Consider the following 15,033-nt stretch of genomic DNA (forward strand, 5'->3'; position numbering starts at 1 on the left):
CTCCCGTTCTGCGTTCGCCCCCCGTCGTGGGATACCGTTCCCCCGATAACAGGAGGTCTGTCGAATGTCCTTGACGGTGCACACGGAACAGCGCGGCGACATGGTCGTCGTGTCGGTCGCGGGCGAGCTCGACATGGCCACCGCACCGCAGCTCCAGGACCAGATCACCGACCTGCTGGACAAGGGCCGCAGTCGGCTGGTGTTCGACCTGGCGGACGTCTCGTTCTGCGACTCGACCGGCCTGTCGGTCTTCGTCCGCGCCAAGAACAGCTGCGACGAGGCTGGCGGCGTGGTCCGGCTGGCCGCACCGCAGCGCGGGGTGCTGCGCATCCTCGAGGTGAGTGGGCTGGTCGAGGTGCTGCACACCTACCCGACGGTGGACGAGGCAGTCGCCGGCGAGTCGACGCCGGCCTCCTCCTGACCGCTGCCGTTCCTCACTCGTCCTCGACGTAGCGGGGACGGGCGATCGCCATGCCCGCCGTGGTCTGCACGGCGAGAGCGACCAGCAGGAACCCGATCGGGGCGGTCCAACCGCCGGTGGCCTCGTAGAGGATGCCGACCAGCAGCGGGCCGAGAGCGGCGATCACGTAACCGGTGCTCTGCGCGAACGCGGAGAGCGCGACGGTCCCCTCGGCGGTGCGGGCGCGCAGACCGATGGCGGTCAGGATCATCGGGAACGCGCCCTGACCGATGGCCAGGAGCGCGACCCAGAGCAGCGCGGCGCCGTGCGGGGCCAGCGCCAACCCCAGGTAGGCCAGCGCCGACGCGGTGGTCAGCCCCAGCACCAGCGGCCGCAGACTGCCGAGCCGGCCGGCCAGGGTGGGCATCAGCAGCGCGATCGGCACACCGAGCGCGGTCACCCCGGCGAGCAGCAGCCCGGCGGACTCCGGGTGGTAGCCGGCGTCGCGGAACAACTGGGCCAGCCAACCCATGATCGCGTACCCACTGAGTGACTGCGCCCCGAAGTACACGGCCATCGCCCAGCCGAGCCGGGTACGGGCCGGCCGGATCCGCGCCGGGGTGGCGGCGACCGCCGTCGGGGTCGCCCGCCGCGCGCCGGTCCGGGTCCGCAGCGCCAGCGGCACCCACGGGAGTACGGCCACCGCCGCCATCGCGGCCCAGATGCCGAGCCCGGCCCGCCAGGACCCGAAGGCGTGCGCGATCGGCACCGCGGTGGCGGCGGCCACCGTCGTGCCCACCGTCAACGCCATCGTGTACGCCCCGGTGACCAGGCCGGTGCGGTGCGGGAAGTGCTGCTTGACGAGCATCGGCAGCAGGATGTTGGCGACCGCGATGCCGGACAGCGCCAGCGCGCTGGTGAGCACGAAGATCCAGATCGAGTCGGTGACGACCCGGAGCACCTGACCGACGGCGAGGGCGAGCATGGCGGCCACCAGCACCCGGGCCGGTGCCACCCGGCGTACCAACCACGGGGTGAGCGCGCCGAGACCGGCGAACGCGATGGTCGGCAGGGTGGTGACCAGACCGGCGGTGGCGCCGGAGAGGCCCAGTCCGTCGCGGACCTCGTCGAGCAGCGCGCCGAGGCTCGTCACCACGGCACGGAGGTTGACCGCGACCAGCAGCATCCCGACCAGCACGAGCGCGCCACCGGTAGCCGGGTGCGTCCGCCGGGCCGCACCGGGGTCGCCGGCCAGGCGGGTGTCGACGGCGGGGCGGGTGTCGACGGCGGCGGGGGCGGGCAGCGCCGGAGCGGCGGTGGGTGGCGGGGTCATGACCTCTAACCTACAATCATGGGATGAATTTGGGACCGGTGATGTAACCAGTGCCACCGTCGGTCGATTCCTCCTCAGCTCCCCCCGTGCCGCCGCGCGGGCACCGCGTCCGGCAGACGATCGAGCAGCTCCGGGCCCGGATCCTCGGCGGTGAGTGGCCGGTCGGCGGGCGCATCCCCACCGAGCCGCAGCTGGTCGCCGCGCTGGGAGTCGGGCGCAACACGGTCCGCGAGGCGGTCCGCGCCCTGGTGCACGCCGGGGTGCTGGAGTGCCGGCAGGGCTCCGGCACGTACGTGGTCTCCACCGACGAGCTGGCCCCGGTGGTGGCCCGCCGCCTCGGCGACGACCGGATGACCGAGGTGATCGAGGTGCGCCGCGCCTTCGAGGTGGAGGCCGCCCGTCTCGCCGCGCTGAGGCGTACCCCGGAGGATCTGGCGGCGCTCGACGGCGCGCTCGCGGAGCGCGAGGCCGCCTGGCGGGACGGCCGGGTCGACGCGTTCGTCGAGGCCGACGCGGCGCTGCACACGGCGGTGGTCGCCGCCGCGCACAATGCCATGCTCGCCGAGCTGTACGCCTCGGTCGGCAGCGCCCTGCGCAGCACCGTCGCCCAGGCGATGGGTGACGCGCTCACCCCGGAGCGCTACGTCGACCACGGCCGACTGGTCGAGGCCATCCGGGCCGGCGACCCGGGCCGGGCGGCGCTCGAGGCCGGCACTTTTCTGGAGCCCGCCGAACGGGCATAGGTTGTCCCCGACAGAAAAGCGGACACCTCGGGAGTACGAATGCTCAAGGGCTTCAAAGACTTCATCATGCGCGGCAACGTCGTCGATCTGGCGGTCGGTGTCGTCATCGGCGCGGCGTTCACCGGCGTCGTCACTCAGCTCACCAAGTCGTTCCTCGAACCGCTGATCAGGGTCATCGTGCTGCTGATCACGGGCAGCGACAAGGGCCTGGCCGGCACGGCGCCCGAGTTCCGCGGCATCGCGTTCGACTGGATCGCCTTCGTCAACGCGGTGATCACCTTCCTGCTCACCGCGGCAGCGCTGTACTTCCTGGTCGTCTACCCGATGAACCGGCTGGCCGAGCGACGCAAGCGGGGCGAGGAGCCGCCGCCCGCAGCGCCGAGCGAGGAGGTCAAGCTGCTCACCGAGATCCGGGACGCGCTGGTCTCCGCCGGCCACACCACCCCGGGTCAGCAGCGTGGGGCGCTGGACGACGTGCTGGGCCGCCGGACGGAACCGCCGACGCAGCGCTGACTCGACCGGAAGCACATCGGCCCCTGTGGGAATCCCGCAGGGGCCGCACCTACTCGTACGTGTGTTCGATAGAGTCCCGCCATGGAGCAGCGGAAGCACTGGTGGAACGGGAAGTGGGGGCGGCTGGCCCGGCGGGACGTCTTCCTGCGGGTGGACGCCGACCGGTGGCACGTCGAGCAGCGCGCCGGCGGAGCGGAGGGCGTCTCCCGGTTCTACGAGTACGGCAGTGCGGACGAGGCCGAGGACACCGTCCGGGCACTCCTCGACGGTCCGGACACCTGGCGGGAGCTGTCCCCCCGCCCACCGGGCAGCTGGACCCTCCCGAACAGCTGACGAACCACCGCAGCCGCGCGGCGTTACCGTCGGGGTTGGCGGCGGGCTCGGACGCCGGTCGTCGCCACGTCCGATCCGGAGGCGGTAGCGCTCTCAGCGGTGATGCCGCTGTGGCATCTTGATGCCACAGCGGCATCAAGCTCTCCGGTCATCCCCGCGCGAGCGCCGCACCTCGGCCACTTCGGGATGCACGAGTGGGCCATGACCTACGCTGCCGCCACCCGCCACCCAGGCATCACGCTCTCCGGTCATCGCCGCGTGCCGCTAGCGCTACCGGCCGACGGGCATGCGGACGCGTTTAGCGGCGTGCCGCCCCGGGAACCGCGGTGGGATGGACCAGCAGGACGAGCAGCAGGCGACCATTTCGCGGATCACCACGGGGATGCCGGTGGTCGACTCAGCCGGCACCGAGGTCGGAACCGTGGACCTCGTCCAGCGGGGCGACCCGAACGCGGTGACCGTCCAGACCTCGACCGCCGACCCGGGCAGCAGCCTGGACGAGCTGATCGAGGCGACCGCGGTCGAGGAGCCGGACGTCCCGGCCGACCTGGCCGCACGGCTGCTGCACAGCGGCTATCTGAAGGTGTCGACGGAGTTGACCCGCACCGGCGCGGTCTACGTACCGGCCGACCGGATCGGATCGGTGGCCGACGGACGGGTCCTCCTGGCCGTCGGCGTGGCCGACCTACCCCCCGAGGAGTGACCCCACCGCCCTGATCGACTCGGGTTCACGAAAATCGGGGTGTCCCGAGGCTTCGGACACCCTGATTTCAGGAAACCCGAGTGGATCTACCCCTCGCGGCGGAAGCGGGGGCGTCCGCCGCGACGGAAGCGGGACCATCCGGCCCGGCCGAGGCAGGGGCAGGACCGTTCGACCCGGCGGGGGCGGGCGCGGGGCGGGGGTGGAAGAGCAGCAGCATCAGGCAGCCGGCGACCAGACCCCAGAATGCGCCGCCCACGCCGAGCAGCGTCACCCCGGAGGCGGTCACCACGAAGGTGACCACCGCCGCCTCCCGGGTCGCCGGGTCGGCCACCGCCGAGGCGAGCGCGGTCGCGAGGGCACCCAGTAGGGCCAGCCCGGCGACGGCCTCGATGAGGATCGGTGGGGCGACCGCGACCAACGCGGTGGCCACTCCGGCGCCCAATCCGAGCAGGGCCAGCCCGAGGCCTGCGGTGACCGAGGCGACCCATCGACGCTCCGGGTCCGGGTGCGCGTCGGGGCTGGCGGCGAGCGCGGCGGTGATCGCCGCCAGGTTCACCGCGTGCCCGCCGGCCGGGGCGGCGAGCAGGCTGGCCAGTCCGGTGGCGCGCAGAGCGGCGCCGAACGGCGGCCGGTAGCCGTAGCCGACCAGCACCGCCATGCCGGGTACGTTCTGCGCGGCCATGGTGACCAGGAACAGCGGTAGGGCCAGCCCGACCAGCGCGGACGCGTTCCAGGCCGGCGCGGTCAGCGTCACCGAAGGGACCAGCGCGGCACCGGTCAGGCCGGCCGGCGACGCGGTCAGCGCGATCGCCGCCACCGCGACCACCAGAGCGCCGGGCACCGCCCAGCGGCGGGCGAACCGGTGCAGCAGCAGCCAGGCCACCACCACCGGCCCGGCCACCAGGGGCAGCTCGACCAGTGCGCGGACCGGGGCCGTACACAGCGGCAGCAGGACCCCGGCGAGCATCGCGCCGGCCACCGGCTTGGGGATGGCGGCCACCGCACGGCCGAGGGGCGGGAACAGCCCGGCCGCGACGATCAGCACCCCGGAGACGAGGAAGGCGCCCACTGCGACCGGCCATCCGCCCGGGGGTGGTCCGGTCGCGACCAGCAGCGCCGCGCCCGGTGTGGACCAGGCGACGCTCATCGGTATCCGGTGCCGCCAGCCCAGCCATGCGGCGGCGAGCCCGCACGCCAGGCAGAGGGCGAGCAGCCCGGAGGCGGCCTGCGCGTCCGACGCGCCGGCCGCGCGGAGCCCGGCCAGGACGACGGTGAACGAGCTGGCGAAGCCGACGAGTGCGGTCACCACACCCGCCAGCAGTGGTTGCACACGTCCGGCCATCCGACTCCCCCGACTGTTCCGTTTACGGAACGACAGCGTGTAGCACCATAGTCGGGTGCCGCAGCCACCACCAGCCCGCCGCCCGGGCCTCGACGTGGATCCCGTCGTCGTCGGCCGCCGGGTTCGTGCCCTACGCGAGGAGCGAGGCATCTCGCTGTCCACACTGGCCCGGCTCGCCGGTGTCGGAAAAGCCACCCTCTCCGGCCTGGAACACGGCACCCGCAACCCCACCCTGGAGACGCTCTGGGCGGTCACCGCGCAGCTCGGCGTGCCGTTCACCGCCCTGCTGGCCGAACCGGCGGCCGAGCCGATCGTGCACGGCACCGCCGTGACCGCCACCCTGCTGGAGGTGTTCACCGACACCGACGCGACCTACGAGCTGTACCGGATGAGCGTCGCGCCGGGCGTCGTGCAGACCTCTCCCGCCCACCAGCCGGGCGTGACCGAGCACATCACCGTCTTCGCCGGAGTGCTGCGCGCCGGGCCCGCCGACGCGCCGCTGACCGCCCCGGCCGGCGGTCACCTCCGCTGGGTGTCCGACGTGCCACACACGTACGCGGCGGTGGGTGACGAGGAGGTCGCCGCCAGCCTGCTACTGCGCTACCCGCGCCACTGAGACCGGTTCCAAAGGGCCCATATCTCAATCATTTTTGCCCCACGCAGTAGTGCGTAGAGACGAAGGCAGGGTCTTCTTGGCAAGCTTGACCCCATGACGCTGATCCTCCGCTCGGCCATCCTCAACGACATCGGCTTGGTTCGCACCAACAACGAGGACTCCGCCCTCGCCGGTGACCGCCTGATCGCCGTCGCCGACGGCATGGGCGGGCTGCCCGCGGGCGAGGTGGCGAGCGAGATCGTGATCCGGATCCTGGACGAGCTGGCCCCGCCCACCGACCCCGACGCCGCCGCCGACGCCCTGCGCGCCGTGGTCAGCACCGCCAACCAGCGCATCCACGCCGCCATCACCGTCGACCCGACCCGGGAGGGGATGGGCACGACGCTCACCGCGGCACTGCTGGCCGGCGAGACGCTGGTGCTGGCCCAGGTCGGTGACTCCCGGTGCTATCTGCTGCGCGACGGGGAGCTGACCCAGCTCACCCGGGACGACACGTTCGTCCAGGCGCTCGTCGACCAGGGCACGCTCTCCCCCGACCAGGCCCGTCACCACCCGCAGCGGTCCCTGGTGACCCGGGCCGTGCAGGGTGCCGACACCCCGCCGGCGGTCGGGGTCCTGACCGTGGTGCCCGGTGACCGGCTGCTGCTGTGCAGTGACGGGCTCTCCGACTACGTCGAGGACGACGCCATCGCGGCGGCGCTGGGCATGTACTCCGACCGCCAGCAGTGCGGCGAACAGTTGGTGAAGCTGGCCCACCACGCCGGCGCTCCGGACAACGTGACAGTCGTCGTCTCCGACGTCGTCGCCCACTGACCGGTAGGACACACTCCGCCGGTTCACGGGACCCGCCGGGTCGGGTCCGGCCGCCGAAGTAGGTAGTTGTGCCATCTAGCTTGCACCGCTACTGTCCGACGCGTGGAATCCGACCGGCGCGGGCAGTGGCTGCGTGGGGTGCTCGACATCTGCGTGCTGGCCCTGCTGGCCGACCGCGAGTCCTACGGCTACCAGCTCGCCCAGGCGCTCGACGCCTCAGGTGTGGGGCCCATCCAGGGCGGCACGCTCTACCCCGTGCTGCTGCGCCTGCAGAAGACCGGCCTGGTCACCGCACAGTGGCGGGAGGGCAGCGCCGGGCCGGCCCGCAAGTACTACCGGCTCACCGACGACGGGTACGCGGCGCTCCGCTCAGGCGGCAGCGCCTGGCTCGCCTTCGTCCAGCCGGTGAACGACATCGTCACGAAGGGGGTCACCCGGTGAACGCCGACGATTGGCTGCGGACACTCACCGCCGAGTTGCACCAGCGCCGGGTAGCGCCGGACGCCGCCCGACACGTGGTCGCCGAGGCCGCCACACACCTACGTGACGGTGGCGGTGACCCCTGGGTCGTCTTCGGCCCACCCCAGCAGTACGCGGGCGCGGTCGTGGAGAGCATCGGCACCGCGCCCGGACCACGCCCCGGACCGGTCCGGCTGCACGCGACGGGCATCACCAAGCGGTACGGGCGGCGAACGGTCCTGCGGGACGCCACACTCACCGTCCGGGCCGGACAGATCGCCGCCGTCATCGGTGCGAACGGCTGCGGCAAGAGCACCTTCCTGCGCATCTGCGCCGGGCTGATGTCCCCGGACGCCGGCGAGGTGACAGTTTCGGGGCGGCTCGGCTACTGCCCACAGTCCGGCGGCACCGCCGACTTCCTGCTCGCCGACGAGCACTTCGTGCTGGTCGGGGCCGGCCAGGGCGTGGCTCGGGGTCCGGCCCGCCGGGCCGGTCGGGCGGCGGCACGTCAACTCGGATGGGAAGCGGGCGGGGACGTCCAGGCCCGCCATCTGTCCGGTGGCACCCGGCAGAAGCTCAACCTGACCATGTCCACGCTCAGCGCCCCCGACGTCCTGCTGCTCGACGAGCCGTACCAGGGCTTCGACCAGGGCACCTACGTCAACTTCTGGGACCAGCTCAGCAGGTTGCGCGACGCCGGCACGGCGATCGTCGTGGTGACCCACCTGCTCAACCAACTCGACCGGGTGGACATCGTGCTCGACCTGACCCCGGCACGGGAGACCGGGTGGCATGCGCCCGGCGTCCGGGGAGGCCACCAGTGAACCGGCTCGTCACCGTCGCCGAGATGACAGTGCGGGAGTTGCTGCGGCGTCGGGGCGTACTCCTGCTGTTGTTGTTGATGCCGTTGACCTTCTACCTGATCCGGCGGGACGCCTACCTCGGGCAGTCGGTCCGGTCGCTGCTTCTCGGCGTGGGCTGGGCGGTGAGCACCGCCGCGCTGTTCGCCACGACCGCGGCTCGTGAGGTGGAGCCGAGGCTGCGGCTGGCCGGCTACCGCCCACATCACCTCTACCTCGGTCGGGTGCTCGGCCTGTGGACGGTGGGGCTGATCATCTCCGTGCCGTTCTTCCTGCTCCCGATGATCGACGGCGCGGAGCTGCGGTACGGCGGCCTGGCCGCCGCGCTGCTCTGTTCCGTCGCGGTGGCGGCGCCGTTCGGGATGCTGATCGGCACGTTGCTGCCCCGGGAGATGGAGGGCACCCTGCTGCTGCTCACCGTGGTCACGGTGCAGATGTTGATCGACCCCGCCGGGTCCGGGGCGAAGCTGACCCCCTTCTGGTCGACCCGGGAGATCGCCACCTGGGCGGTCGACCACACCGACCAGGGCTACCTCTCCCGGGGCCTGCTGCACGGGCTCGCCGTCACCGCCCTGCTGGTCATCGGCGTGGCGGCCGTGGCCGGCATCCGTCTGCGCCGCCGCCGTCACCTGCGGCATCTGCCGGTCGGCTGACCGCGCGTGTTCGACCACGGGGTGCTCGTCGATGCCACGGATCGGGCCAATCCGGTTGCTGTCACCTGCACGGCAGGCTGAGATGGGCGAATGACCATCCGCCGGGTGACCGCCGACGACCGTCTCACCACCAGCTTCCCGCTGGCCGCGTACGCCTTCGAGTCCTCGCCGCTCGGTGCGGCACGGCTCGACGAGTTCCGCGACTACCTGCCCTACCAGCAGGGCAACCGGACGTTGATCGCCGAGGAGGGCGGTGCCACGCTGGCCGCCGTCTCGGCCATTCCGATGCGGCAGAACCTGCGCGGTGCGGTGCTGCCGATGGCCGGTGTCGCCGGGGTGGCGACCCATCCGCTGGCCCGTCGGCAGGGGCACGTCCGGACGTTGCTGCACCAACTGCTCGACGACGTACGCGAGGAGGGGCACACGCTCAGCGCGCTTTATCCGTTCCGGCCCAGCTTCTACGCCCGCTTCGGCTACGTCGGGCTACCCAAGCCGCGTCGGGTCACCTTCGCCCCGGCCCACCTGGGCTCGCTGCTCCGGGTGGACCTGCCCGGCGAGGTGAGTTGGGAGCGCATCGGGGCGGGTTATCCGGCGTGGCGGGCGTTCACCGAGCGCCACCTCCAGGAACGGCACGGCTTCTCGATCTTCCCGGACTACCGGGCGGTCGGGATGCGCGACCGGGACGAGTACTGGCTGGTGACCGCCCGGGTGGGCGGGGAGGTCACCGGCGCGGTGACGTACCGGATCGACGGGCACGGCGGCACACTGCACGGCAACGAGATGCTGTGCGTCGACCCGCTCGCCCGGACGTTGCTGTTGCAGTTCTTCGCCCGGCACGTCGACCAGATCGAGCGGGTCAGCGTCCAGGTCCCGCCCGACGAGTTGCCAGAGCTGTGGCTGACCGACCTGGACGTGCACGTGGAGGCGCGGACGGCCGTACCGGCTTCGTCGGCCCCGATGGCCCGCCTGCTGGCGATGGACGCGTTACGCGGGCTGCCCGCCGGGCCCGGTCGGGTACGCGTCGAGCTGACCGGTGACCGCTGGCTGGCCGGCACCCACCTGCTGGACGGCACCACCGGCGCGTTGGAGCTGGTCGACGACACCACCGCCCGTACGCCCACCGCCACCCTCACCGCCGCCGGGCTCTCCGCCCTCGCGTACGGGGTGCTGGACCCGACCGAGCTGCCGTTGCGGGGCCTCGGTGAGGTGCCGGCGGACGCCGCCGCCGAGCTGCGCGGCATCTTCCCCCGCCGGGTGCCGTACCTCTTCGCCGACTTCTGACGTCCCTTAGACAGGGGTTAAACCGGCACGGCGGATTCGTCGTGACACCGGCGCGGCTCCTAGCATCACCTGGTGCGCATGACGTCGCTTGCCGCCCTGCTCGTCCTCGGTGTCGCCACCGCGACCCTGCCCGCCTGCGCGGCCGACGATCCGGCACCCGCTTTCCAGTCCGGCTCCTCCGCCGCGCCGACGGCGGTGGCGACCGGCGAGCAGAGCGCCTCGCCGCAGGCCCGTGACGGCCTAGGTGGGCCGGGTGCCAGCGCCAGCCCCACACCCGCCGAGAAGGTCCTCGCGGCCGGAAACCCGAACGGCAGGGCCAGCGTGCCGGCGGAGGGGCGGGCGGTGGACACCTCGAAGCCGACCCGGACCATCGGCACCGGCACCCCGGCCAGCTGCACCTCCGCGGCGGTCGTGAAGGCCGTCGCGGCGGGCGGTGTCATCACGTTCAACTGTGGCCCGGCACCGGTGACGATCAAGATGGCCGCCACCGCGAAGGTGCGCAACGCCAACGGTCCGAAGGTCGTGCTGGACGGCGGCGGCACCGTCACGCTGAGCGGCCAGGGCCAGCGCCGCATCCTCTACATGAACACCTGCGACGAGGCTCAGGGTTTCACCACCTCGCACTGCCAGAACCAGGATCACCCGCAGCTCACCGTGCAGAACCTGACGTTCGCCGACGGCAACTCCACCGGAGAGAAGGCCGAGGGCGGCGGCGGTGGGGCGATCTTCGTACGCGGGGGTCGGTTCAAGGTGGTCAACTCGCGTTTCGTCCGCAACCGCTGCGACCGCACCGGCCCCGACCTCGGTGGCGCGGCCGTCCGGGTGCTGAGCCAGCACGAGAACAGGCCGGTGTACGTGGTGGGCAGCACCTTCGACGGCGGTTCCTGCTCGAACGGAGGGGCGCTGAGCAGCATCGGCGTGTCCTGGGTGGTGCTGAACAGCCTGTTCAGGAACAACGAGGCGATCGGCAACGGGGCCAACCCGGCCAAGTCCGGCACGCCGGGTGGCGGCAGCGGTGGCGCGATCTACTGCGACGGCAACGAGTTCACCGTGCGGATCGCCGGCACGATCATCGAGAACAACAAGGCCAACGAGGGCGGCGGAGCGATCTTCTTCGTGAGCAACAACCGCACCGGCACGATGCGGATCGAAGGCTCAACCCTGCGCCGCAACCCCAGTGGCAAGTTCGAGACCCGAGGCTTCCCCGGCATCTTCTTCCTGGGCGCCCGGAACCCCACTGTCACCGGCTCCAAGCTCTCCTGACCCAATCCCCGCCTGCGCCGCCGCACTCATCGCCCCGGCGCAGGTGATCAAGAGGTTTCGGTCATCGGGGCGGCGGTTTCTGACCGAAAGCTCTTGATCAACGAGCTGAGGCTGGGGCGGGTGGGGTGGGTCAGTAGGGGTTTCCTTCGCCTGGGGGGGGCGAGCGTGGAGGAGGGCGGCTGGGCGACCGGGCAGGTTCGGTGCGCCGGACATCGGCGGGCTCCCCGTGTGGTCGCCGTCGGCCATCCCGGCGAAGAGTTCCTTGAGAGCCGCCAACGCGTCGATAGTGGGGTGCCAGCCCAGTTCGGTCTCGGCGCGCTCGCTGGACATCAGCGGGGCGTTCAGACCCAGCTCCACCCAGCCCGCGTCCACCGGTTGCAGCCGCGCCCGCCAGCTCAGCGCCGCCGCCGCCCGCAGCACCGGCGCGGCGACCGGCACCGTCCAACCGTGGAAGTGCCGGGCCACCAGCTCCGGAGTCAGCACCGGGTCCGCGGCGACGTTGAAAGCGCCGCGCGCATCACCCACCACCGCCCGGGTGTACGCGTCAGCCACGTCGTCGGCGTGCACCGCCTGCATCCGCAACCGGCGGTTCGTCGGCACCAGCGGAATCCGACCGAAGCGCAACAGCCGCACCGGCGCCAGCGGACCGAGGAAGTAGCGGGTGATCTCCACGCCGGCGGCCCGCTGGAAGATCAACCCGGGTCGCATCCGCACCACCCGCAGCGTCGGGTGCTCCCGCTCGACCTCGTCCAGCAGCGCCTCCACCTCCGCCTTGTGCTCGCTGTACGACGAGCCGGACACACCGGTGGCCGGCCACCGCTCGCTGATCGGGTGGTCCTTCGGACCGGGCGCGTAGACCCCGACCGACGAGGCGTACACCAGAGCCGGCACCCCGGCCCGAACCACCGCGTCGACCACCGCCCGGCTGCCGTCGACGTTGGTCCGGCGCAGCACCCGCTGGTCATGGCTGGGCTGGATCTGCCAGGCCAGGTGCACCACCACGTCCGCACCCGCGAACACCTCGGAAAGCTGCCCCACCGCGCCCGGCGCGCCGATGTCGCAGGAGTGCCACTCCACCTGGTCGTACGGCTCGCCGGCATCCGGGCCGGGCAACCGACGGACGACCCCGGCCAACTCCACGCCCCGCTCCCGGCGCAGCCGCCGCAGCAACGCCGTACCGACGTTGCCGCTGGCCCCCACCACCACGATCCGCATGCCCGACCCCGTACCCGCCCAGCAGCAGCTCAACCACCGGCCCCCGTGCGGCTCGGCCCGGCGCTCGTCCCGGCGCGGCCTGTCCACGCGGCGCGGCCTGCCTGCCCGACCCGGTCCTGCGCCCGGCGCGGTCAGTCCGCCCGGCCCGGTCCGCCGGACGCGGTCCGTGCGCCCGGTGCGATCCGCGCGGTGGCTTGATCCACTCGCCTTCCTGAAAGTCGCGGTATGCGGTGGCTTGATCCACTCGTCTTCCTGAAAGTCGCGGTATCCGGGTGAGGATGACAGCCCGACTTCCGGAAACCCGAGTCGATCAGGGTCGCGGGGAGTGCCGGACCCAGCCGTGCTTCTCCATCCCCCGTCGACCGGTGGTCTCGGCCAGGCAGCGCGGGCAGATCCAACCAACCGCGTCCGCGTCGGTGAGCACGTCGGTGCCCGAGTAGTCGAAGCGCACATGAGGGAAGCGACGCAGCCGGGTCCGACTGAGGGCCAGGCCGCAGACCGTCTGGTTCTGACCGGGCAGCCAGGCGTGCACCTCGCCACCCGGCTGGCGTACACCGTCCGGCCCGACTTCCTCGCCGGACGCCGCCACAGCCGGGCTGCCGTTCCGTCTCATGCCCAACCGATTCCCCAGACGCCCCCGTACCATGCACATCCACCCAGGGCGCACATAATCCACTCCACATCCCCGACCTGGCGGTTTTCCCCGTCGCGGACACCGCCGCATCGCCGACCTCGTGATGATCAGGTTCGCCTGACGACAGGCATCGACGCCCGGCCGGAAGCCGAGAGCCGGCATCGCTCACCGTCAGGTAACCTGAGCGCGCGGGGCCGCTAGCTCAATGGCAGAGCTGTGGACTTTTAATCCATAGGTTCAGGGTTCGAGTCCCTGGCGGCCCACTCTTCCGCAGGTCAGCGGCACCGTCCGAGGATCGCTGAAGTCGCGATCTTGGTGGACGTAGCAGCGAATGCTCGGGCTAACGCCCAGGGCCTCCGCCGCACCTGAGGTCAGCGGGTGTCGAGGTGCGCGCGGGTGCGCATCAGCGCGAACCCGAGAAGGTTCGGGCCGCGCCACCGGGCCGGGTCCTCGGCACGCGGATCCGTGGCCGCCAGTCCGATGCCCCAGACGCGATCCAGCGGGCTGGCTTCGACCAGGACCCGGTTGGCCGTGCGGGACAGGTACCACGCGAGGTCGGGGTGCTGGCTGAACTTCGCCACGTTGCCGGCGACGACGAGGTCGAAGCGGTGCGCATCCCAGACGGCCTGATCGAAGTCGCGTACCTGCCGACCCAGGGCCTTGACCGCGTTCGGGTGCGACGCCGTCACCATCTGCGCGGCAATCGCCTCGTCACCGAACAGACGAGCCTTGCCGACCATCATGTAGTGCTCTGCGGTCGGGTAACGGACGCCGTCCACTGTGAACGGGGCCGGCCACCACTGGCTCAGGCACCCCGAGCCGATGCTGCCGTCGGGTTGGGGCTGGTGGCCCCAGAAGAACAGGTACTTGGGACGTCCACCATCGGCGACCAGCGCCTGCAGTGCGGGCAGGTTGTACGGCAGGGATTCCGTCTCAGGCACGTTCAGCAGCGTGCCAGACCCGGCTGACGATATCGGCCGCCAGGGTCGGGGCGCTGTGGAGCCTGGCGCCCAGGGCCGACGCAGTTATCCTCTTCAAGTGCCGGCCCGTGGAGATCGTTGACGCGGTGGCGGCACTGCGAAGGGACTATCGACATGCCCCGTGTGGTACCGGCGGTCAACCGCGCACTCGACGTCCTCGAACTGTTCGTGGACTGCCCCGAACTGTCGGCCCGCCAGGTGATGGAGCGGCTCGACCTGCCCCGCACCACAGTCCACGAGCTGCTCGTCACGCTTGAGGCTCGCTCGTACCTGATCTCGGTGCCGGGCCAGCCGGTGCGTTATCGGCTGGGCATGCCGCTGTTCCAGCTCGGCGCGGCGTTCGCCGGCCGGCTTGATCTGGTCCGTGAGGCACAGTGCGTCGCGCGGGACGTGGCCGCAGCGTGCGACGAGGCGGTCCACGTGGCGGTGCTCGACGGTGCGGATGTCATCTACCTCGTCAAGTTCGACAGCACGCACCCGGTTCGGATGGTCTCGGCGGTCGGACGGCGGCTGCCGGCGCACTGCACGGCGGTCGGCAAGATCCTGTTGTCCGACCTCGATCCGGCCGGCCTGGACGCCGTCCTGACCAACGGTGCCCTGCCCGGGATGACGCCGGCCAGCATCACCGACCCGGAGCGCCTGCGCGCGCATCTCGCGCGGGTGCGGGCGGACAGCGTCGCCGTGGACATCGGGGAGTCCGACACGGCCATGCGGTGCGTCGCCGCGGCGATCCGAGACCACTCCGGTGCGACCATCGCCGCGATGAGTCTGTCCGCGCCGATCATCCGCTGGACGGCCCAGGCGTACCGGGATTGGACCGAGCTGGTCCGCGAGGGTGCGGCCACGTTGTCCACCCGCATGGGCTACCGGGCCGTGCCCCGATAGCCAACCT

The 15,033-nt window shown here is 71.9% G+C and carries 18 protein-coding genes and 1 tRNA gene; 14 read left to right on the forward strand and 5 right to left on the reverse strand.

Going from position 1 to position 15,033, the window contains the following annotated elements:
* The first annotated feature begins 64 nt into the window (after window positions 1-64).
* Complete coding sequence (locus tag GA0070612_RS04830) at window positions 65-421, forward strand: STAS domain-containing protein (protein ID WP_088986826.1); 357 nt, start codon at window positions 65-67, stop codon at window positions 419-421.
* A gap of 13 nt (window positions 422-434) precedes the next feature.
* Here GA0070612_RS04830 and GA0070612_RS04835 read toward each other — a convergent pair whose 3' ends face one another.
* Window positions 435-1,733 (reverse strand): MFS transporter, encoded by a 1,299-nt coding sequence (locus GA0070612_RS04835; RefSeq protein ID WP_088986827.1) that lies wholly within the window; start codon window positions 1,731-1,733, stop codon window positions 435-437.
* Window positions 1,734-1,783: 50 nt separating this feature from the next.
* Between GA0070612_RS04835 and GA0070612_RS04840 the strand changes: the two genes are divergently transcribed.
* The 4 genes from GA0070612_RS04840 (at window position 1,784) to GA0070612_RS04855 (ending at window position 4,025) form a co-directional block, all read left to right on the forward strand.
* Window positions 1,784-2,476, forward strand: a complete 693-nt coding sequence (locus tag GA0070612_RS04840) for a FadR/GntR family transcriptional regulator (RefSeq protein WP_088986828.1) — start codon at window positions 1,784-1,786, stop codon at window positions 2,474-2,476.
* 39 nt (window positions 2,477-2,515) lie between these two features.
* Window positions 2,516-2,989, forward strand: coding sequence for a large conductance mechanosensitive channel protein MscL (gene mscL, locus GA0070612_RS04845; protein WP_088986829.1), 474 nt, complete (start codon window positions 2,516-2,518; stop codon window positions 2,987-2,989).
* 81 nt (window positions 2,990-3,070) lie between these two features.
* Complete coding sequence (locus GA0070612_RS04850; protein ID WP_088986830.1) at window positions 3,071-3,322, forward strand: hypothetical protein; 252 nt, start codon at window positions 3,071-3,073, stop codon at window positions 3,320-3,322.
* A gap of 331 nt (window positions 3,323-3,653) precedes the next feature.
* Window positions 3,654-4,025 carry a hypothetical protein gene (locus GA0070612_RS04855; protein ID WP_088986831.1) on the forward strand — a complete coding sequence of 124 codons (372 nt, stop codon included), beginning with the start codon at window positions 3,654-3,656 and terminating at the stop codon, window positions 4,023-4,025.
* 67 nt (window positions 4,026-4,092) lie between these two features.
* Here GA0070612_RS04855 and GA0070612_RS04860 read toward each other — a convergent pair whose 3' ends face one another.
* Window positions 4,093-5,367 (reverse strand): benzoate/H(+) symporter BenE family transporter, encoded by a 1,275-nt coding sequence (locus GA0070612_RS04860; RefSeq protein ID WP_088986832.1) that lies wholly within the window; start codon window positions 5,365-5,367, stop codon window positions 4,093-4,095.
* 55 nt (window positions 5,368-5,422) lie between these two features.
* Between GA0070612_RS04860 and GA0070612_RS04865 the strand changes: the two genes are divergently transcribed.
* From GA0070612_RS04865 to GA0070612_RS04895, 7 genes are all read left to right on the forward strand, one after another.
* Window positions 5,423-5,983, forward strand: coding sequence for a helix-turn-helix domain-containing protein (locus tag GA0070612_RS04865; protein ID WP_231924469.1), 561 nt, complete (start codon window positions 5,423-5,425; stop codon window positions 5,981-5,983).
* Between the two features lie 93 nt (window positions 5,984-6,076).
* Window positions 6,077-6,796 (forward strand): PP2C family protein-serine/threonine phosphatase, encoded by a 720-nt coding sequence (locus tag GA0070612_RS04870; protein WP_088986834.1) that lies wholly within the window; start codon window positions 6,077-6,079, stop codon window positions 6,794-6,796.
* A 102-nt stretch (window positions 6,797-6,898) separates the two neighbouring features.
* On the forward strand, window positions 6,899-7,237 hold the full coding sequence (locus tag GA0070612_RS04875) for a PadR family transcriptional regulator (protein ID WP_088986835.1): 339 nt from the start codon (window positions 6,899-6,901) through the stop codon (window positions 7,235-7,237).
* The gene (locus GA0070612_RS04880) at window positions 7,234-8,079 is read left to right on the forward strand and encodes an ATP-binding cassette domain-containing protein (protein WP_088986836.1); all 846 of its coding nucleotides are present in this window, start codon (window positions 7,234-7,236) and stop codon (window positions 8,077-8,079) included. The genes GA0070612_RS04875 and GA0070612_RS04880 overlap by 4 nt, the downstream gene beginning before the upstream one ends.
* Window positions 8,076-8,768, forward strand: coding sequence for an ABC transporter permease (locus GA0070612_RS04885; protein WP_088986837.1), 693 nt, complete (start codon window positions 8,076-8,078; stop codon window positions 8,766-8,768). The genes GA0070612_RS04880 and GA0070612_RS04885 overlap by 4 nt, the downstream gene beginning before the upstream one ends.
* 90 nt (window positions 8,769-8,858) lie before the next feature.
* Window positions 8,859-10,049: a GNAT family N-acetyltransferase gene (locus GA0070612_RS04890; protein ID WP_088986838.1), complete on the forward strand. Its 1,191-nt coding sequence runs from the start codon at window positions 8,859-8,861 to the stop codon at window positions 10,047-10,049.
* Window positions 10,050-10,127: 78 nt separating this feature from the next.
* Window positions 10,128-11,312, forward strand: a complete 1,185-nt coding sequence (locus GA0070612_RS04895; protein WP_088986839.1) for a hypothetical protein — start codon at window positions 10,128-10,130, stop codon at window positions 11,310-11,312.
* On the opposite strand, the gene GA0070612_RS04900 is transcribed toward GA0070612_RS04895, so the two are convergent.
* Together GA0070612_RS04900 and GA0070612_RS04905 are read right to left on the reverse strand one after the other, a co-directional pair.
* A complete protein-coding gene (locus GA0070612_RS04900; protein WP_231924470.1) occupies window positions 11,205-12,527 on the reverse strand; it encodes an NAD-dependent epimerase/dehydratase family protein in 1,323 nt (440 codons plus the stop codon). The genes GA0070612_RS04895 and GA0070612_RS04900 overlap by 108 nt on opposite strands.
* Window positions 12,528-12,837: 310 nt before the next feature.
* Window positions 12,838-13,140 (reverse strand): hypothetical protein, encoded by a 303-nt coding sequence (locus tag GA0070612_RS04905; protein ID WP_088986840.1) that lies wholly within the window; start codon window positions 13,138-13,140, stop codon window positions 12,838-12,840.
* A 212-nt stretch (window positions 13,141-13,352) separates the two neighbouring features.
* Here GA0070612_RS04905 and GA0070612_RS04910 point away from each other — a divergent pair.
* Window positions 13,353-13,424 (forward strand) — tRNA-Lys (locus tag GA0070612_RS04910).
* Between the two features lie 108 nt (window positions 13,425-13,532).
* Here GA0070612_RS04910 and GA0070612_RS04915 read toward each other — a convergent pair.
* The gene (locus GA0070612_RS04915) at window positions 13,533-14,102 is read right to left on the reverse strand and encodes an NADAR family protein (RefSeq protein WP_088986841.1); all 570 of its coding nucleotides are present in this window, start codon (window positions 14,100-14,102) and stop codon (window positions 13,533-13,535) included.
* Between the two features lie 153 nt (window positions 14,103-14,255).
* Here GA0070612_RS04915 and GA0070612_RS04920 point away from each other — a divergent pair, with 153 nt between their 5' ends.
* Complete coding sequence (locus tag GA0070612_RS04920) at window positions 14,256-15,026, forward strand: IclR family transcriptional regulator (protein ID WP_088986842.1); 771 nt, start codon at window positions 14,256-14,258, stop codon at window positions 15,024-15,026.
* Window positions 15,027-15,033: the final 7 nt, after the last annotated feature.

Origin of the sequence: Micromonospora chokoriensis, assembly GCF_900091505.1 — a bacterium.
GTDB lineage: Bacteria > Actinomycetota > Actinomycetes > Mycobacteriales > Micromonosporaceae > Micromonospora > Micromonospora chokoriensis.